The sequence below is a fragment of the Salinisphaera hydrothermalis C41B8 genome, from assembly GCF_000732535.1.
Taxonomy (GTDB): domain Bacteria; phylum Pseudomonadota; class Gammaproteobacteria; order Nevskiales; family Salinisphaeraceae; genus Salinisphaera; species Salinisphaera hydrothermalis.
Genome location: NZ_APNK01000028.1, coordinates 19,014 through 38,548 on the forward strand (window position 1 = coordinate 19,014; position 19,535 = coordinate 38,548).

General features: G+C 65.3%; 16 protein-coding genes. 2 read left to right on the top strand and 14 right to left on the bottom strand.

What is annotated here, in order from left to right:
• The first annotated feature begins 58 nt into the window (after positions 1-58).
• Both htpG and C41B8_RS14700 read left to right on the top strand, forming a co-directional pair.
• Positions 59-2,008: a molecular chaperone HtpG gene (gene htpG / locus C41B8_RS14695; RefSeq protein WP_084189049.1), complete on the top strand. Its 1,950-nt coding sequence runs from the start codon at positions 59-61 to the stop codon at positions 2,006-2,008.
• 71 nt (positions 2,009-2,079) lie between these two features.
• On the top strand, positions 2,080-2,682 hold the full coding sequence (locus tag C41B8_RS14700; protein ID WP_037339815.1) for a hypothetical protein: 603 nt from the start codon (positions 2,080-2,082) through the stop codon (positions 2,680-2,682).
• Between the two features lie 949 nt (positions 2,683-3,631).
• On the opposite strand, the gene coaD is transcribed toward C41B8_RS14700, so the two are convergent.
• From coaD to C41B8_RS14770, 14 genes are all read right to left on the bottom strand, one after another.
• The gene (coaD, locus tag C41B8_RS14705) at positions 3,632-4,126 is read right to left on the bottom strand and encodes a pantetheine-phosphate adenylyltransferase (RefSeq protein ID WP_037339817.1); all 495 of its coding nucleotides are present in this window, start codon (positions 4,124-4,126) and stop codon (positions 3,632-3,634) included.
• Complete coding sequence (gene rsmD / locus C41B8_RS14710; RefSeq protein WP_037339820.1) at positions 4,123-4,758, bottom strand: 16S rRNA (guanine(966)-N(2))-methyltransferase RsmD; 636 nt, start codon at positions 4,756-4,758, stop codon at positions 4,123-4,125. The genes coaD and rsmD overlap by 4 nt, the downstream gene beginning before the upstream one ends.
• 13 nt (positions 4,759-4,771) lie before the next feature.
• Positions 4,772-6,226 carry a metalloprotease TldD gene (gene tldD, locus C41B8_RS14715; protein WP_051883592.1) on the bottom strand — a complete coding sequence of 485 codons (1,455 nt, stop codon included), beginning with the start codon at positions 6,224-6,226 and terminating at the stop codon, positions 4,772-4,774.
• Positions 6,227-6,391: 165 nt separating this feature from the next.
• The gene (locus C41B8_RS14720; protein ID WP_037339822.1) at positions 6,392-7,366 is read right to left on the bottom strand and encodes a quinone oxidoreductase family protein; all 975 of its coding nucleotides are present in this window, start codon (positions 7,364-7,366) and stop codon (positions 6,392-6,394) included.
• Positions 7,367-7,395: 29 nt separating this feature from the next.
• The gene (locus C41B8_RS14725) at positions 7,396-8,241 is read right to left on the bottom strand and encodes a carbon-nitrogen hydrolase family protein (RefSeq protein WP_051883593.1); all 846 of its coding nucleotides are present in this window, start codon (positions 8,239-8,241) and stop codon (positions 7,396-7,398) included.
• A gap of 57 nt (positions 8,242-8,298) precedes the next feature.
• Complete coding sequence (locus tag C41B8_RS14730; protein ID WP_037339825.1) at positions 8,299-12,270, bottom strand: YhdP family protein; 3,972 nt, start codon at positions 12,268-12,270, stop codon at positions 8,299-8,301.
• 145 nt (positions 12,271-12,415) lie between these two features.
• Positions 12,416-13,882, bottom strand: coding sequence for an Rne/Rng family ribonuclease (locus tag C41B8_RS14735; protein WP_037339860.1), 1,467 nt, complete (start codon positions 13,880-13,882; stop codon positions 12,416-12,418).
• A gap of 190 nt (positions 13,883-14,072) precedes the next feature.
• Positions 14,073-14,543 carry a 23S rRNA (pseudouridine(1915)-N(3))-methyltransferase RlmH gene (gene rlmH / locus C41B8_RS14740; protein WP_037339828.1) on the bottom strand — a complete coding sequence of 157 codons (471 nt, stop codon included), beginning with the start codon at positions 14,541-14,543 and terminating at the stop codon, positions 14,073-14,075.
• A 22-nt stretch (positions 14,544-14,565) separates the two neighbouring features.
• Entirely contained in the window at positions 14,566-14,973 is a 408-nt protein-coding gene (gene rsfS / locus C41B8_RS14745; RefSeq protein WP_232226087.1) for a ribosome silencing factor, read from the bottom strand.
• On the bottom strand, positions 14,970-15,659 hold the full coding sequence (nadD, locus tag C41B8_RS14750; protein WP_051883594.1) for a nicotinate-nucleotide adenylyltransferase: 690 nt from the start codon (positions 15,657-15,659) through the stop codon (positions 14,970-14,972). The genes rsfS and nadD overlap by 4 nt, the downstream gene beginning before the upstream one ends.
• The gene (locus C41B8_RS14755; protein ID WP_037339831.1) at positions 15,649-16,941 is read right to left on the bottom strand and encodes a glutamate-5-semialdehyde dehydrogenase; all 1,293 of its coding nucleotides are present in this window, start codon (positions 16,939-16,941) and stop codon (positions 15,649-15,651) included. The genes nadD and C41B8_RS14755 overlap by 11 nt, the downstream gene beginning before the upstream one ends.
• Positions 16,938-17,993, bottom strand: a complete 1,056-nt coding sequence (holA, locus tag C41B8_RS14760; RefSeq protein WP_051883595.1) for a DNA polymerase III subunit delta — start codon at positions 17,991-17,993, stop codon at positions 16,938-16,940. Before holA ends, C41B8_RS14755 begins: the two co-directional genes overlap by 4 nt.
• Positions 17,993-18,754 (bottom strand): adenosylmethionine decarboxylase, encoded by a 762-nt coding sequence (gene speD / locus C41B8_RS14765; protein WP_037339834.1) that lies wholly within the window; start codon positions 18,752-18,754, stop codon positions 17,993-17,995. Before speD ends, holA begins: the two co-directional genes overlap by 1 nt.
• Before the next feature lie 77 nt (positions 18,755-18,831).
• A complete protein-coding gene (locus tag C41B8_RS14770; RefSeq protein WP_037339836.1) occupies positions 18,832-19,251 on the bottom strand; it encodes an OsmC family protein in 420 nt (139 codons plus the stop codon).
• Between the last annotated feature and the right edge of the window lie 284 nt (positions 19,252-19,535).

Consider the following 19,535-nt stretch of genomic DNA (forward strand, 5'->3'; position numbering starts at 1 on the left):
AAGGCAATCAAGCGGCTCGGCCGCATTGATTTGTCATCCACCATCGATCGAACACGCCATGAGCGACGAGAACACGAACACACAGGGGGCCGCACAGGCCGGCACCAACGCCGAGAAGCACGGGTTCCAGGCCGAGGTGAAGCAGCTGCTCCAGCTGATGATTCACTCGATGTATTCCAACAAGGAGGTCTTTGCCCGTGAGCTGATCTCCAACGCCTCGGACGCGCTGGATACGCTGCGCTTCGAAGGCCTGAAGGACGACTCGCTGTTTGAAGGCGACTCTGATCTGCAGATCTGGATCGAGCAGGACAAGGGCAATCGCACCGTCTCGATCTCGGACAACGGCATCGGCATGACGCGCGACCAGGTCATGGAGCGCATCGGCACCATCGCCAAGTCCGGTACCCGCGCGTTTCTCGACTCGCTCTCCGGCGACGAGAAGAAGGACGCCAAGCTCATCGGCCAGTTCGGCGTCGGGTTCTACTCGGCCTTTATCGTGGCCGATCAGGTCGTCGTCGATACCCGCCGTGGCGGCGAATCAACCGGCGTGCGCTGGATTTCCGACGGCGGCGGTGAATATACGCTGGAAGAGATCGATAAGCCCCGGCGCGGCACCACCGTCACGCTGCATCTGCGCGAAGACGAGGATGAGTTCCTCGAGCCGTATCGCATGCGGCATCTGGTCAAGACCTATTCCGACCACATCGCCTTCCCGATCAAGATGCGCGAGCAGCTGTCGGAAGAGGACGAGAAAGAAGGCAAGGAAGCCGGCTGGGAACAGGTCAACCGCGGCGCGCCGCTGTGGGCTGAGCCGAAATCGAGTCTGTCCGACGAGGACTACGTCGAGTTCTACAAGCACACGTCCCACGACTTCGAGGACCCGCTGACCTGGACCCACAACAAGGTCGAGGGCTCGCAGGAATACACCAACCTGCTTTTCATCCCGAAGCGGGCGCCGTTCGATCTGTTCGATCCGAACGGCAAGGCGCACGGCGTGAAGCTGTACGTGCAGCGCGTGTTCATCATGGACGACGCCGACAAGCTCATGCCGCGCTATCTGCGCTTCGTGAAGGGCGTGATCGATTCCAACGATCTGCCGCTCAACGTCTCGCGCGAGATCCTTCAGAACAATCGCTTGCTGGACAAGATCCGCGCCGGTTCGGTGAAGAAGGTGCTAGGCCTGATCGAGTCCATGGCCAACGACGAGGACGATCCGGAGAAATTCAAGACGTTCTCCAACGAGTTCGGCACGGTGCTCAAGGAAGGCATCGTCGAGGACTACGAGAACCAGGCCCGAATCGCCAAGCTCCTGCGCTTCAAGACCACGACCGACGAGACGGCCGATCCCGGCGTGTCGCTCGATGAGTACATCGCACGCATGCAGCCGGGGCAGGAGAAGATCTACTACATCACCGCCGATACGCTGGCCGAGGCCAAGCACAGCCCGCATCTCGAGATCTTCAAGAAGAAGAACATCGAGGTGCTGCTGCTGACCGACCGCGTCGACGAGTGGGTGATGGCCCACATGACCGAATACGAGGGCAAGGAATTCTCGTCGGTCGCCAAGGGCGCGCTCGATCTCGGCGACGCCGAATCCGAGGAAGAAAAAGAGCAGCAGAAGAAGCTCGAGGAAGAATCCAAGGATCTGGTCGAGCGCATCAAGGAAGCCCTGGGCGAGCGGGTCAACGAAGTGCGGGTCACGCATCGTCTGACCGATTCGCCGGCCTGCCTCGTGGCCGACGAGCACGGCATGTCGGCGCATCTGGAGCGCATCCTCAAGGAAGCCGGCCAGGCCATGCCCAACTCGGCGCCGCATCTGGAGATCAACCCGACTCATCCGCTGGTGGAGAAGTTGGCCAGCGAGCAGGGCGAGGACGAGTTCAACTCGTTCTCCCAGATGCTGTTCGAGCAGGCCGTGCTGGCCGAAGGTGGCGAACTGGAGGATCCGGCATCGTTCGTGCGACGCATGAACCAGATGCTGCTGGCCGTCTCTCGCGGAGCGGCGTAGCGTGGTCCCGGGGCCGGCGCCCGGCCGTCGGCCCCATTGCCATGCGGCAAGAACGAACAAGGAGAACACGCATGAATCTGGATCGACTGAAAAAAACGGCCCCCTGGGCGCTGGCGTTGATGATCGCGACGGCGACTCCGGCGGCGTTCGCCGAGCAGCAGCATCACGAGAGCGTCAGCATCGGCAGCACCACGCTGCAGCTCGGGACCAATCAGACGGCGGCGCTCGGCGAAGCCCGATCTGTATTCAACGTATCTCCCGGTAGCCGCAACGGCGAGTATTTCCTGTATCCCAAAGCGGTCCCGCTGGGCAAGAACGGCGAATCGAAACAGCCGGACGCGGTCGGTTCGATCACCTTCGCCAACGGACGTCTGGTGCGCGTGACGCGCAATCTGGGCTCTTTCCGCAGTGCCGATGGACAGGCTGCGATCCAGAACATGATCCAAGCCTTCTCCGATGCACCGAGCCAGGGACAGCGCCCGGCCGTGCATACCGACTCCAGCATGTCCGGTGATGCCAGCACCACGCGGGTCTATTTCAGCTACCCGGACCGCGTGATCCAGGTCCTGGTATTCCAGCCGGCCGATACGTCGGAACTGGCCACGGTGGACATTACCGAGCAGTACGCGCTGTCGGGTAACCCGGCGCCGAATAACCAGACCATGTCGCAATAAGAGCTTCGAGCCGCGCGACGATCGACCGTCGGCCCGCTGACTGTGGGTCGGCGGTTTTTTTGGTTCATCGCAGGTTAGCGGGGGCCATGATTCCGGCGAGTCCCGGGGGTTCAGGCATGGGTAGATCCGACTAAGCGATGCACTGGGTCAGCACCGCCGACCTCGCACTCGAACAGTCTAGCCTGCGGGTCTTGGCCGGCCTCTGGTTTCGCGCTGCAGCGCGAGTCACTTCTCTTGCTTGCTCGGCAGATGTAACCAAGAGAAGAGCACCCGGCACGGCGCCGGCTTCGCCGGTTCACGGAGAGGCGCGGTGCCGGCGGGATGCGCCCACCTAGTCGATGACAATGGCGCATCGCTTTGGCGATGCTCAAACAGGCTGGCCGCACCGGCGCTGTGCGAGGACACCCGCCGACACCACGCCTCGCCGTCGCCGCACAACGGGACTGGAATACAGACGCGGCGCATTAGGGCGTGTTGAGGTTTCGTGCGAGCGCCGCGTTGGCGTCCGCAAATCGTGACCGGCAAGGCGCGAGTCGCCGCGTCGTGGCGTGCCACGACCCAGACTCGCAACGCCGCCGGGCGGCCCTGGTTAATTTTTTATGGGCGGCCCAACCCGAAGGGACAAGCGCTGTTTTGCGGCAATCCAGCGTTGTTGCTCTCTCGCGTAGGCCCACTACGCCGCGTTCGCTACGCCTCGTCTTGCCGCAAAACAGCGCTTGGCGCGGACTCGGACGAAACCTCAACACGCCCTATGGCTTGGCGCATTCCGTGAACCGTGGCACCGCAGTCCACCTAACCATCCAGCCGAGACTATGATCCGGTTTTGCATCGGCCCCGCTAATATGCGAAGAGCCTTTTCTTTTGCCCGACGCCGGCAGCATTCAGCGCCCCGGTGCGCCGGTTCCTCGCATCGTATCCGCCGTAGAACGGCGGTGGCGGGCAGCGGCGGTCAGCCGCTGGTTTTCTCGTGAAGGCGCTTGGCGACCACTTCGGGCACCAGCCCGGTAATTCGGCCGTCTAGGAAAGCGATCTCGCGCACGAGCGTCGACGAGATGTGCGCATATTCGGGTGAGGGCGCCAGCAGCACGGTCTCGATTTCCGGCGCCAGATGTCGGTTCATCACCGCCATCTGTTTTTCGTATTCGTAGTCGCCTACACCGCGCACGCCGCGCACCAGCACGGCGACCCCATGTTTGCGTGCGAAATCCACAATCAGGCCTTGCGCCGACATCACCGTGACGTTGTCCACGTCGGCCAGCGCCAGCTGGGCCAGCTCGACCCGTTCGGCATGGTCGAAGATCGATTTCTTCGAGGAATTGCTGGCCACCGCCACGATCAGTTCGCTGAACATGCCGGCCGCGCGGCGGATCACGTCGGCATGGCCGTTGGTGATGGGGTCGAACGTGCCGGTATAGGCCGCGCGTACGTGTTTTGCCTCGCTCATGACGCGCCATGGTCGCCCGCGGGGCGAACGCGCGCAAGACAATACCCCACACCGGCCGAGCGCGACTGGCGCAGAATCTGATAGCGGGCGGCCAACTGTTCGCCGATCGCGGCTTCGTCATACGCCGGATATTCCACGTAGACGCGCGATTGGGGGTGGACCAAGTCGTCGATCCCGGCCAGCGCGGCGGCGTGCAGATTCGCGTCGAAGGGCGGGTCGACGAACACGATATCGGCACGCTCGCCGGCCAGGTGGCGGGCCGGCTGGGTGCCGTCGGCGATCAGCACCCGGCCGCGATCGGTCGCGCCCAGCGTAGCCAGCGCGGCGTCGATCGCCGCGGCAGCGCGACGATCGCGTTCGATGAATACGGCATGGGCCGCGCCGCGCGACAACGCTTCGATGCCCAGTGCCCCGGTGCCGGCGAACAAGTCGACACAGCGTGCCCCGGCGAGCATCGGGGTCAGCCAGTTGAACAGCGTTTCGCGGACCCGGTTGGGTGTCGGGCGCAGGCCGGGGCGGTCGGCGACCGGTAGCACGCGGCTGCGCCACTCGCCGCCGATCACGCGGAGATGATGTTCGCGTTCGTGACGGGCCGGGCGCTTGCCCCGTCGTTTAGGTTGCCGACCAGCCATGGCGAAGCGGCGCTCAGGCGCCTTCGGTGCCGCCGACGGTGATCGAATCCACCTTGAGCGTCGGCTGGCCCACGCCCACCGGTACGCTCTGGCCGTTCTTGCCGCAGACCCCGACACCGGTATCCAGCGCCCAGTCGTTACCGACCATGGAGACCCGCCCGAGCACATCCGGGCCGTTGCCGATCAGGGTGGCGCCCTTGATCGGCGCGCCGAGCTTGCCGTTTTCGATCCGATAGGCCTCGTCGCAGGAGAACACGAAGTTGCCGGACGTGATATCCACCGAACCGCCGGAGAAATGCGCGGCATAGATGCCGGACTCGACCGAGGCGATAATGTCGGCCGGGTCGGACTCGCCGCCGCGCATGTAGGTGTTGGTCATGCGCGGCATCACGGTGTGCGCATAGGATTCGCGGCGTGCGTTGCCGGTGGGCGCGACACCCATCAGCCGGGCATTGTGCTTGTCCTGCATATAACCGACCAGTACGCCGTTTTCAATCAGTGTGTTGACGGCTGCGGGGGAGCCTTCGTCGTCGATCGCGAGCGAACCGCGCCGGCCTTCGAGCGTGCCGTCGTCGACCACCGTGCACAGTTCGGAGGCGACTTTCTGGCCGATCTTGCCGGAATAATTCGAGGCGTCGCGACGATTGAAGTCGCCTTCCAGCCCGTGGCCGACCGCTTCGTGCAACAACACGCCCGACCAGCCGGCACTCATCACCACTGGCATGGCGCCGGCCGGCGCGGCTTCGGCCTTGAGCCGGACCAGCGCGCGACGGACGGCTTCTCGGGCGTATTCGGCCACGACGTCGTCCGGGCCGGTGAAGATGTCGTAGCCCAGCCGCCCGCCGCCGCCGGCCGTGGCCGACTCGCGTACGCCGTTTTCCTCGACCTGTACTGAAACATTAAATCGAACCATCGGGCGGATGTCGCCGGCCAGGGTGCCGTCGGAGGCCGCGACCAGCATGGTGTCGGACGAGCCGGCCAGCGACACCGTCACGCGCACCACGCGAGGGTCGGTTTCGCGCGCGATTTTGTCGGCATGATGCAGCAGGGCGACCTTCGCCTCGGCCTCGAGCGTAGCTGCGGGGTCGATCGGCTGGTAGCGCACGGCCGGCCCGTTGTCGCGCCGCGTGAGGGCGTTCATGCGTGCGCTCTTGCCGTCGCGGGCGATCGCGGCGGCGGACTTCGAGGCCTGGGCCAGCGCCGGAAACGCGAGCTCGTCGGCATAGGCGAAGCCGGTCTGCTCGCCGGCCAGCGCGCGAACCCCCACGCCCTGCGCGGTCGAGGCGCCTGCGCTGCGGACCACGCTGTCCTCCAGCATCCAGCTTTCGCTCTTCAGAATCTGGAAATACAGATCGGCATAGTCCACACCCGGCACCATGAGGCCCGACAGCGTGGTTTCGAGTTGATGCGCGTCGATATTGGCGCGCCCGAGCAGGGCGTCGCGGGCGAGATCGAGAGTATTTTGCATGGGCTCAGATTAACAGCAGGCTGCTCTATGTATGAGGCCTGGGCCGCGTTTTTTTCGAGGTATGCGCGTTCACGGGTCGAGCATCGTGTCGCGTTCGTCTCGACCACCAGGGGCCTGGTGAACGACGCGTCGTGCGTCGCCGTCCACCGGGCCACTCGCCGCGGGTTACGGCAACAGAATCGTCGACCCGGTGGTCTTGCGATCGGCGATCGCCTGTTGTGCGGCGCCGGCATCGGCCAGGTCGTAGCGCTGGCCGATATGCACCTTCACATCGCCCGACTCGAGCACGGCAAACAGATCGGCGCACATCATCTCGAAACGCTCGGGCGTATCGGCATAGCCGCCCAGGCTCGGACGGGTGACGAACAACGAACCGCCGCGGTTGAGCTCGACCAGGTTGACGCCCTCGACCGGCCCCGAGGCATTGCCGAACGACACCATCAGGCCGCGTTTGCGCAGACACTTGAGCGAATCGTGCCAGGTGTCGCGGCCGACCGAGTCGTAGACCACCGGCACACCGGCGCCGTCGGTGAGTTCCATGACACGCTCGGGGACCGATTCGCGAGTGTAGTCGATCGTCATCCAGGCGCCGTTGGCCTTGGCGATGTCGGCTTTTTCGTCGGACGATACGGTGCCGATCACATGCGCACCGAGCGCACGCGCCCACTGGCAGGCGATGGTGCCCACGCCGCCGGCGGCGGCATGAAACAGGATAGTGTCGTCTTCGGCGATAGCGTACGTCTGGCGCAGCAGATACTGCACGGTCAGGCCCTTGAGCAGCGAGGCCGCGGCCGTCTCGAAATCGATCGCCTCGGGTAGTGCGACGACATGATCGGCCGATAACGTGATTGCATCCGCATAGGCGCCCTTGGGGCCCAGTACATAAGCCACGCGATCGCCCACGGCGAACTCCTCGACGCCATCCCCTACGGCATCGATCACGCCGGCGCCTTCGGTCCCCATCGCGCTCGGCAGGTCCGCCGGATACAGCCCGGTGCGGAAATAGATGTCGATGAAGTTCACGCCGATCGCGTGATTGGTGACGCGCACTTCGCCCGGCCCCGGATCGCGAATCTCGGTGTCGACGAGTTCGAGGACGTCGGGCCCGCCGGTTTGCTGAAACTGGATCTGTCGTGCCATGAAAGGCTCCTTGAAGGAATGGGCCGGGGTTAGTCGAGCCGCCGATGGGTGAGGCAGGGAAAGCCCTCGCGCAGCTGGGCCGCGCGCGTGCGATCGATGTCGGCGATGACCACTTCGTTGGCTTCGCTGCGGGCCTCGGCCTGCACCTGGCCCCACGGGCCGCAGATCAGGCTGTGGCCGTAAGTCCGGCGACCGCTGGCATGATGCCCGGCCTGATTCGGCGCGATCACCGTGGCCAGATTCTCCACCGCGCGGGCGCGCACCAGAATATGCCAGTGGGCGGTGCCGGTCGTATACGTGAACGCGGACGGTGCCACGATGATTTCGGCGCCCTGGGCCGCCAGCTGGCGATATAGCTCGGGAAAGCGCAGGTCGTAGCAGATCGACAGGCCGATGCGTCCGAACGGCGAATCGATGACCGTGGGCGCGTTGCTGCCGGGCATGAAAGTGGCCGACTCCCGGTAAGCCTCGGCCGAATCGGGCAGGCCCACGTCGAACAGATGGATCTTGTCGTAGCGGGCGACGCGCGCGCCGGTGTCGTCGTACACGCACAGCGCCGGATAGACACGATCCGCCTCGGGGCTGGCGATTGGGATCGTGCCGGCCGCGATCCAGAGTCCGGTCTCGGCCGCGGTACGAGCGAGGAAATCCTGGATCGGGCCGTCGCCATCGGTCTCGGCGACGCGTAGTTTATCGGTCTCGTGCGCGCCCATGAGCGCGAAGTTCTCGGGCAACACGGCGAGTCGTGCGCCGCGCCGGGCGGCGTCGCGCAGCAGATCGTGGGCGCGGGCGAGATTGGGATCGACCTCGCCGAGCGAGTTCATCTGGATGGCGGCCACACGGGCGATTTCCGGTGTCGGTCGGTCTGCGCTCATGCGCTCGATGTTCTGGGGCTCGTGCGCCGAGCATACGCCGAACGCCCGACGCGATCACTACCGCCCGCCGGGCGTGTCGGGCGACGGTTTCGCGGAAGAGGCTTTGCTATCCGACGGCTTCGATGGCTGCGGGGCCGCGTTCTTTGGCGCGTCGCCGGACGCCGCCGAGTCCGCCCGCGGGTTGACGATCTGCGGGTCGTCCCAGCTGCCCTTGAGGTTGTAGCCGACCGAGGAGAAATGCTGGATCGGTTTCTTGAGCAATTGTTGCACCGCAAAAACTGCCGCACCCACGATCGGTCCGCCGAGCACGGCGCTCGCGATCGCGACGCCGCTGCTGACCTTCGGCGTAATCGTGACGTACTCGTCGTAATCCCGGGTCGCCAGCCCGATCCGGCCGGTGATACTGATCTTGGCCGAGGGCGTCCGGATGCTGGCGTTGTGGCTATAGGCCTGCCCCTGCCGGATATTGAAGTCCGCGCGCACCTTGTCGAAGGCCATGCCCTTATCGACCACATCGCTGAAATCGAGTCGCAGACGACGGGGCAGCACGTACAGATTGAACAGCCCCAGCAGGCGGCCGGGGCCGGGCTCGACAGTCAGCAAAGAGCCATTATCGAGCGCGAGATGAACATTGCCGTCGAGATAGCGCAGATCGAGGCCGTTCGGGTTGGGCTGGACGGTCAGATCGCTTTTGATACGAGCACGCTTGGCGCGAACCGGCGAGACATAGCCGAAACTGCGGAGCAGCCGCGACAGGCCGTGGCCGTCGAAATCGGCGTGGGCGCTGGCTTGGTTGACGCCCTGGTCCCGTTGCCAGTGTGCGCTGGCGTGACCGGTCAGCGCCCCGTGGGCGAGTTCGAAACGATCGAGGCTCCAGCCATCGGGCGTGGTTTGGGCATCGACGTGGGTCTGGCCGAAGGAGGTGCCGTCGACCACGAAGTTCTGGACGAACAGCTTCATGGCCGGCAGGTCGGTCGGCACCAGGCCCGGCCATAGGACGGTGGAATCGTCGTCGCCGGCACTCGTCTTCTGGCCCGGCTTTGCCGGCTCGGTATGCAGGGCGATCCGCTTCAGGTTGCCGGCAATGCGGGTGGCTTGGCCGGTAGGCGTGGTCCAGGTGATCTGCCCCTGGCTGTCGTTGCCTTCGAAGTCCACGCGCCAGCCCGTTTTATTGCTCATCGGCTGTGCCCGAACATGCGGATTGGCGATATAGCGGTCGCCGAAATTCAGCCGGCCGATGGTCAGATCCCCGCCCAGGAAGGTCAGCTTCGAGGCGCTGGCCGCGGTTTTTTTCGAGGTGCTCGCTGCAGTCACGGTATCCGGCGCCCCCGGGATATCGGCCGGGGCGCCGTAAAGAACATGCCGCACGACGTAGAACCAGCCCAGACCGTCGACCTGAGCGGCATGACCGCCGATCCACAGCCCGTTGGCATCGGGCGGCGTCAGATTGCGATTGCCCATCAGAGCCTGAATACGTTTGGGCTGGCCTTGCGAGTCCAGATCGACGGTCAGCTGCAGCCGGTGATCGTACTCGGCGTCGATGTGCCCTTTATCGGGATCGATCGTGACCGTCAGCGGGGCGCTGGTGCTGGCCGGCTTGGTCAGCGGCGCCGGCAGACGGACCGCCATGCCGACCAGCTCGCTGTCGACCTGGATCGGACTGATCTGGCCCGAATGCTTGACCGTAAAGCCGACCGTGATCGGCGTTTGTCCTTTGCCGTAAATCAGCCAGCGATCGGGCAGGTAGTGCGCGAGTGCGTTGCGGTTGGCGGGCAGGCTGGGCCTGGCATGCGCGGTGATGCGCTCGCCGCCGTCCTTAGCGGCGGTGATATCCGCCGAAATCGGCACGCCCATCAGCGTCCCGGTCAGGCCCGCTGCCTTCACACCATGATCGCTGAACGCCAGACGCCCGCGGATGCCGGTGATCGGCCCGGGCAGGGTGTGCTGGCGCAGCGTCGCGCCCTTGGCGTCGACGGTGCCCTTGACCTCGACATGACCAAGGCCCGGCTTGAGCGGGATGCGCAGCGTGACGCCGAGATCGGCCGGGCCGCTGACGTCGAGCGCGTCCGCCAGCTTGCCGAATTTCTTGCGCAGCGGCGATTCGGACAGAAACGACAACAGCTTGTCCGCCGGCGCGCCGTTGGCCTGGCCGGTCAGATGCATGACTGGCTCGCGGACATCGTCGACGTGGGCCTTGGCCGAATCGATGGGTACGCCCAGCATCTTCGCGCCGTCGAGGTCGAGTGCGAGGGTATCGCCGTCCAGCGACAAGGTGCCCTTGGCATCGGTGACTTTCGGCCACTCGGGTTTGTAGCGGACATCCACCGCGTGTCCCTTGAGCGTCATATGAAAGCCGTCGCCGTTTTTAGCCTCGGCGAAGGGAAAGCGATTCATCGGCCCCTTGACCGTGACGTGGCCCTGGTCGAGCGATCCGCTCAGGATCGACTTCGGCAGCCAGTCGCGCAGCCGCGGATTCGGTAGATCCTTGGCCTGGGGGATATGCGCCAGCAGGCGCGCGACATGCGGCGCGACCACATCGGCGCTGACGTCGACGACCGGCGCGCCCTTTGCAGGCAGACGTACATGGCCGGATGTGCTGACATGCGCCTTGCGACTGGCCAAGCGGAGTTTGTCCAGATCGATCGACCAGCCGCCGTTGTCGGCCGGCTGCCAGCTCACGCGACCGCCCAGGTCGGTGATGTCGACCGCGCCGTCGATATAGCGTCGCGCCCTGAGCTGGCCGCCGGCGCCGTCGAAGCGCAGGGTATGGCGGGTCCCCTGCTGGTGATAGCGCCCGGTGATGGGGCCGAAGGCGATGCGCGGATCGTTCACGGTCAGGCCGTGAAAACCGACGGTCGCCGCCAGGGGCTGGTCGGGTTGCCAGTGCATGTCGAGCGTATCGATCGAGCCGTCGACGGCGGTATCGGCCAGCTTGGGTTCGGCCAGACGAGCAAGCCGCATCGCCAGCGCCCCGGGCAGCTGATGCGCGGTCACGCTCAGCGCATGACTGCGGGTATCGAACCGGGCTGCGGCCTGTAGCGCGCCGGATTGCTTCGGGCCGCCGGTCAGCCGGGCCAGCTTGATATCGACGCGATGCGCCTCAGGGTCGCTCGTGGCCGTGAATACGGCATGGAAGGCCGGTACCAGCGGATGCGTATCGCCGCGCCGAGCCACGGGCTCGCCGTCGAGCGTGATCCGGGTGTCGGCCAGGCGATTCTGCTGCCAGCGACCATCAACGGCGAAAGACACGCGCCCGCCGCGCAGCCGGCCGGCGATCTTCGTTTGATTGTGACGGGCCACGGCCAGCGGATGGATATTGTCGCCGTGTAGTGAAAACCGGGCCGTGTCGGGGTGGCGCAGCGAGCCCTCGACGGTTGCGCTCGCGGTCAGTCTCGGCCACCACGCCGGGCCGTCGGCCGAGACACTCGCCTGTAAGCGGTGATGGTCTTGATTGTCGAGCGCCAGATTCAGGTTCGACCATTGCATGCGCCCGCTGGGCAGGCGGTCGGAGACAATCGACAGCCGCCCGTCATTGATACGCACGTGTGCGATCTGGCGCCGCACGGCCGCCAGCTTGGACCAATCCATACCGCCGCCCGTGGACGTGCCCCAGTGCGCCAGTCGGAGCTTGCCGTCGGCCTGCACCAGTGCGGCCTGCGGCTGATCGACGATGATGCCGTCGGGTAAGCGCGAGCCGCCGAGCAGGTCGGTCAGCGAGAATTCCAGGCCGAGCCGGTTTGCGGTCAGGGCCGGCTGTTCGGCGCCATGACGTGTGATGCGCGGATGGTCGAGATACAGAATCGGGCCGTGCCAGCCGAGGCCGATTTCCAGGCCTGACACCGAGACCTGAGCGTTGATGCGCTGGCCGATACGGTCGGCCAGGGCCGTGCGATATTGCGGCGCGAAATGATCGAGTAGCCGGACGCCGCCGACCAAGAGGCCGGCCAGTACGACCACGCTCGCCAGAGCGATGATCAGACTGCGCTTGATCCAGCCGCGACGGCGGCGCGCGCGAGGTTTTTCGCTCATGGACCGCCTGACTCCGGCGCGTTGCCTGGCCCGATATCGCGCGGGAGATTGTCGTGATACAGGCCGGACATGGGCAGTTCGACGGGCCGCTTCATACCGGCGCGTGGACGGTGGACGGCACGTTACGGGCGATCATCGCGCCAGCTTACATGACGACCACGTCAAATTGTTCGGGGCCATACAGTGCTTCGGCCTGTAGCCGGACCGTCACGCCGGCATCGGCACAGACCTGACGGAACGCGTCGGCCTGACTGTCGAGCAACTGATCGATCGTGTCCGGCGGCGCCAGCACCAGCAGTTCGGCGTCGTCGTGCGGGCGCAGGCGGGCACGGCGCGTGATCTCGCGAAACAGCTCGAAGGTAATGGTTTCCGGGGTTTTGACATAGCCGCGTCCACCACAGGCCTCGCACGGGGCGCACAGCAGATGCTCCAGCGACTCGCGCGTGCGTTTGCGGGTGATCTCGACCAGGCCGAGGTTGGATAACTGACCGATCGAGGTCTTGGCCGGGTCGGCCGCGAGCGCGGCGGCCAGCTGTGCCAGCACCTGCTGTTTGTGATCGGCGTCTACCATGTCGATGAAATCGATCACGATGATGCCGCCGAGATTGCGCAGGCGCAGCTGGCGCGCGACGGTCTGGGCGGCTTCCAGATTGGTGCGCAGCACGGTCTGTTCCAGGCTGCGTGTGCCGACGAAGCCGCCGGTGTTCACGTCCACCGTCACCATGGCTTCGGTTTGCTCGATAATGAGGAATCCGCCGGATTTCAGCGGCACCTTGGGTTGCAGCGCGCGCTGGATCGCGTCCTCGATGCCGTATTGCGCGAACAGCGGTGTTGCCTCGTCGTGCAACAGCAGGCGATCGGTGAATTCCGGCGCGAAACGGCGGGTGAAGCCGATCATCTCCTGCCAGGCGCGGGCATCGTCGATGATGACGGCCGAGACATCCGGCGTCAGCAGATCGCGCAGCATGCGGATCGCCAGCGGCAGGTCGCCGTAGACCAGGGTTTCGCCCGGCACGTGCTGCGCCTGTTCCTGGATGTCGGCCCAGACGGTCGCCAGAAACCGCATGTCGGCGGCGAGTGCGGCGGCGGGCGCGCCATCGGCCACGGTGCGCACGATGAATCCGCCGGGCAGATCCAGCGCGCGTTTGAGATCGGTGACGGCATCGAACAAGCGGGAGCGTTCCTCTTCGCTTTCGATGCGCGCGGATACGCCGATACGCGGCGTATGCGGCATATAAACCAGAAACCGGGACGGGATGGCCAGATCGGTGGTCAGGCGCGCGCCCTTGGTGCCCATTGCATCGCGCGTGACCTGCACCAGAATGCGATCGCCGGCGCGCAGCCGTTTTTCGATACGGGGCGTGTCGCGATCGTCGCCCGCTTCGGCCCGGACCATGTCCGAAACCTGCAGGAACGCCGCGCGTTCCAGCCCGATATCGACGAACGCGGCCTGCATGCCGGCGAGCACGCGCTGGACCACGCCCAGGTAGATATTGCTGACCGCGCTGGCCGTGGCGTCGCGCTGGATATGGATGTCCTGCAATACGCCGCGCTCGATCTGGGCCGCGCGTGTCTCGCCGGGCCCGGCGTTGACCAGGATCTCGACGCGCAGCGTATCGGCGTCGGCTAGAGGTTCGGCGGTACTCACGAGGATCGACCGTCTGCGCGGCCGTCGGCGATCGGCATGATGGAAATCGAACGTTTCATGGTTCGATTGTCGTCACGACGCTCGTAACCCCGCAACTCAACAATGATCGTAGCCAGGGCGCGGCGTCCCGCAATACGCACTCGCTGACGACCGCTCAGGCGCGGTGGTAGGGATGACCGATTAAAATGCTGTGGGCACGAAACAATTGCTCGGCCACGATCACCCGCACCAGCGGATGCGGTAGCGTCAACGCCGACAGCGAACGGCGTTGCTGGGCCGCTGCCAGAGCTTGCGGTCCGAGCCCGTCCGGGCCGCCGACGAGAATGGCGCGGTCGCGACCGTCGTTCATCCAGGATTTCAGATCCTCGGCCAGGCCTTCCGTGGACCAGGCGCGCCCGTCGACGGTGAGCGCGATGACCTCGTCGTCGCGGCCGATGGCCTTGACCATGCGTTCATCCTCGGCGGCGATGGCGCGCGCCGTATCGCCGCCGTCGTGGCGCTTGGCCAGCGGGATTTCGACCAGTTCAAGCCGGCATTCGCGCGGCAGACGGCGGGCATAGTCGTCGTACGCCGTGGTGACCCATTTAGGCATGCGTTTGCCCACGGCAATCAGCCGAATGCGCATCGCCGATGTTAGTGGGTCGGAGTCAGTGCGCCGCGCTGGTGGTGTCCGGCCCGGCAACGTCCACGTCCCAGAGTTTCTCGATCTGGTAGTAGGCGCGGGTGACCGGCTGCATGATATGCACGAGCACGCCGTTGAGGTCGATCAGCACCCATTCGGACTGTTCCAGGCCTTCCACGCGCGGCGATAGGCCGGCCTGCTTGGCGTTGGCGATCACGGTCTCGCCGATGCGCTTGACGTGGCGCCCCGAGCGGCCGGTGCAGATCACCATGTGTTCGGCGATGGTCGTGAGCTGCGTGATATCGAGCACCTTGATCGACTCGCCCTTGAGCTCCTCGACCGCGTCGAGTGCCAGACGCAGGGTGGCGTTGTCGCTGGCCGCATTGGCGGTCGTGTGGGGCATGTCGGTCGGCGTTTCGTCTGCTGCCATCATTCCTTGGCCTCGCTCGTCGGCGAGCGATAAATCTCAGAATCCATAATGTCGTCGAGGATCGCTGCCGGCAAGAGGTAACGCGGGCTGGCGCCCGATGCGATCAGCTGCCGGATGCGGCTGGCCGAGATCGCCAGCGGCGGTGGTGCGTAGTTGTAGATCACGCCCGCGAGGTTGTGGTGCAAATCGTCCACGTTCTCGCTCGAGCGTTGTTCGAGTTCGGCGGCGGCCTCCGGCGCGTATGTCGCGGACAGGCCCGGCCGTTCGATCAGCACGATATGCGCATAGTCGAAAAGCTGGCGCCATTCGTGCCAGCTGGGCAGTTTGGCGAACACGTCGCGGCCCATGATCAGACACAGCGGGTTGTCGGGAAAGTCCGCGCGGAGCGACGCCAGGGTATCGACCGTGTAGGACGCCCCCTTGCGCATCAGTTCGCGATCGTCGAGCGCGAGCCGGGGTTCGTCGGCGATGGCCACGCGAATCCACTTCGCGCGCTGGCCCGGCGTGGCGCCCGGCTGCTCGCGATGCGGCGGGCGCCCGTTCGGGATCAAGCGCACCTGGGCCAACTTGAGATCCGTGGCCAGTTCCATGGCCAGACGCAGATGACCATGATGTACGGGATCGAAGGTGCCCCCGAGAATGCCGATCGGGGCTTTACTGTCGTTCATCAGAACCTGTTTAGCGGACATGGCCGTCGCCGAAGACCACGTATTTCTGGGACGTCAGGCCTTCCAGGCCAACCGGGCCGCGCGCATGCAGCTTGTCGGTGGAAATGCCGATCTCCGCACCCAGGCCGTATTCGAAGCCGTCGGCGAAGCGGGTCGAGGCGTTGACCATGACCGAGGCGGAATCCACCGCCCGAATGAAGGCCCGTGCCCGCGTGACGTTCTCGGTCACGATGGCATCGGTATGGTGCGAGCCCCAGCGCTCGATATGATCGATGGCTGCATGCATGTCGGGCACGATGCGCACGGCGAGCGTCGGCGCGAGATACTCGGCCGCCCAGTCCTCGTCGGTCGCCGGCTGGATCTCGGGGCCGAGCAATTTGCGCGTGGCTTCGCAGCCGCGCAGCGTCACGCCGGCCTGGAGCAGGTCGTGGGCCAGGGGCTCGAGGATCGAACGCGCGACCGATTCAGCCACCAGCAGCGTTTCCATCGTGTTGCAGGTGCCGTAGCGCTGGGTCTTGGCGTTGACGGCGATGGCAATGGCCTTGTCGCGATCGGCCGATTCGTCGATATAGACGTGGCAGACGCCGTCCAGATGCTTGATCACCGGCATGCGCGCGTTGTCGGCCACGAATTCGATCAGGCCCTTGCCGCCGCGGGGTACGATCACGTCGATGTACTGCGGCATCGCGAGCATGGCGCCGACGGCTTCGCGATCGGTGGTTTCGACCACCTGCACGGCCTCGCGCGGCAGGCCGGCGTCGGTCAGCCCGCGCGCGACCGCGGCGGCGATGGCCTGGTTGGAATGTGCCGACTCGGAGCCTCCCCGGAGGATGGCCGCGTTACCGGATTTAAGACACAGAGCGGCGGCGTCCGCGGTCACGTTCGGGCGCGATTCGTAGATGATGCCGACCACGCCCAGCGGCACGCGCATGCGCCCGACCTGGATGCCTGACGGCCGGAAATTCAGATCGGTGATGCTGCCGATCGGATCGGCCAGCGCGGCCACCTGGCGCACGCCCTCGGCCATGCGCTCGATACGCGCGGCGTTGAGCTCCAGGCGCTCGATCGCCGCGGCGTCGAGCTTGCCGCGGGCCTCGCGGATATCGCGGGCGTTGGCGGCCAGGATGGCGTCCTGCTGCTCGGTCAGGGCTTCGGCGATCGCGAACAGGGCCGCGTTCTTCTCGCCCGGTTCGGCGGCGGCCATGCGCCGGGCCGCGCGCCGGGCGGCTTCGCCCATGACGTGCATTTGACGGGTAACGCGGGAGGAAGCCTCGCCGCCGGGTTCGCGTAGGTTCGCGCTCATGGCGATCGTGTCGTGGCAAATGAAGGGTGCGTCGTCTGCGCGGCCGGGGTTCGACCGGAGAGCGCAATCGTCAATGTTATCAGTTCGTCCCAGGCCCGGCCCGATGCGGCTCCCTTGTTGATGGCATCCGCACGTGCCGCCTGGCGCAGAAGCGTCGCCAGATGAGCTGGATCGGCGGCCCGGGCGGCCTGGGAAATCTGGCGTTTGCGGGCGACGGGCATGAAAATCTTGTTCATGAAGGCGTCGAGCCGATTGGCGCGGGCGGCGAGTGCGGCCTGGTAGAGCGTGCGCAGATCGTTGACCAGCGCCCAGGTGATCGGGACCGCGTCCACCCCCTCGGCGCGCAGGCGATACAGGCTCTTGATCGCGCCGGCGGCATTGCCGTCGAGCGCCTTGGCCGGCAGATCGAAGATATCGAATCGGGCGTGATCGCTGGCGGCGGCGGCAACCTCGTCGTGGTCGACCGTCGCGTCCGGATAGAGCAGCGCCAGTCGGTCGATTTCCTGGGCTGCGGCCAGGAGGTTACCTTCGTTCTGCGTGGCCAGCAGCTGCGCGGCCTCGCGGGTGATGGCGAGGTGTCGTTTTTCCGCGCGGCGTTCGATCCAGGCGACCATGCGCGAGGCCGGCAGCGGCCAGGCATAGCTGACGGCGCCGGCTTTGGCGATCGCCTTATACCAGGCGCTCTTGCGGGCCGAGGCCGCCAGTCCCGGCGCCACCACGAGCAACAGGGTGTCCGGCGCGTCTTTTTTGAGAAAATCGGCGATCGCGGCCGAGCCGGGCTTGCCCGGGCCCTTGTCGGGCAGATGCAGCTCGATGATGCGACGGGCCGCGAACAGCGACTGGTTGGCGCCGGCCGAGGCGAGCTGGCCCCAGTCGAAACCCGGTTCCGCATGCAGGATGTCGCGCTCGTCGAAGCCTTCGTCACGCGCGCGTCGGCGCACGGCGTCGGCGGCTTCGACCACCTGCAACGGCTCCATGCCGGCTACGACGTAGGCGCGAGCCAGCGGGTGGCGGGCGAACTCGGCCTCGAAGTCCTCGGCGCGGATATCCATCAGCCGAAATTACGCCCGTAGAAGATATCCGTGATCTCACCGGCGATGCGCTGACTGAGTTCCTCGGCTTCCGGGGCAGGGAGGTCGGCCGCGTTTTCGGCGAACAGATAATCGTCGAGATCGAACTCCGTCAGCCGCATCTTGGTATGAAAGATGCGCTCGGAGAGCATGTTGACGTCGACCATCTGATAGCGCTCGCGAATATCGGGCGCGATGTAGTCCTGGATCGAATGGATCGTGTGGTCGATGAAATGCTTGGCGCCGTCCACGTCGCGTGTGAAACCGCGCACGCGATAGTCGAGCGTGACCACGTCCGATTCGAAGCTGTGGATGAGATGGTTCAGCGCCTTGAGCGGCGAGATCAGGCCACAGGTCGAGACATCGATATCGGCGCGGAAGGTCGAAATGCCGTCGTCCGGATGGAACTCCGGATAGGTATGCACCGTAATGTGGCTCTTGTCGAGATGGCCGACTACGGCCTCGGACATCGGCCCTTCGTAGGCATACTCCTCGGCGATCAGAATGGTCACGCTCGCGCCCTCGGGCTCGTAGTCCTGACGCGCCACGTTGAGGATCTGTGCGCCGATGATGTTCGAGACCTCGGTCAGGATCTGGGTCAGCCGGTCGGCGTTGAACACCTCGTCGATATACGCGATATAGGCCTGCTTCTGCTCGCGTGTGCGGGCATAGCAGATATCGTAGATATTGAACGAGAGCGACTTCGTGAGGTTGTTGAAACCGTGCAGTCGAAGTTTATCCATGGTGTTCGGAAAGGCCGGTTGCGAAGGCGAAGTATCCGGCAGCGGCGCCCGGCGTCAAGGCCGTCCGCTCGACCGGGTCAGGCGGTTTCTTCAATCGTGTAACCGTGCGTCATATTTACGGCCTTGGCCAGCATGATCGAGGCCGAGCAGTATTTCTCGGCCGACAGCTCGACCGCGCGGGCGACATGCTTTTCGCTGAGGTTGCGCCCGGTGATGATGAACTGAACATGGATGTCGGTGAACACCTTGGGTTCGGTCTCGGCCCGGGTGCCGTCTACCTCGATGCGGCAATCGGTTACGTCCTGGCGCGATTTCTTGAGGATATGCATCACGTCCATGGCGCTGCAGCCGCCCACCGACAGCAGCATCATTTCCATCGGCCGGAAGCCGGCATTCTTGCCGCCCAGGTCCGGCGGGCCATCAATGGTGACATGGTGATTGCTGTCGGCCTGGCCGTCGAATTCCAGCCCGTCCTTCCAGTTCAGGGTCGCTTTCATCGCATCGCGCTCGTGATTAGGTCTTCGTCATGATGTAAGGCATCCCCACCAAAATAAAAGAGCAGGCATGGCTAGGGTCTGTTGAGGTCTCGTTCGAGCGCCGCGTTGGCGTCCGCAAATCGTGACCGGCAAGGCGCGAGTCGCCGGCTCTGGGCGTGCCACGACCCAGACGCGCAACGTCGCCGGGCGCCCCTGGTTAATTTTTTATGGGCGGCCCAACCCGAAGGGACAAGCGCCCTTAAATTAACGACACGACGGCAATCCAGCGTTATAGCTCTCTCGCG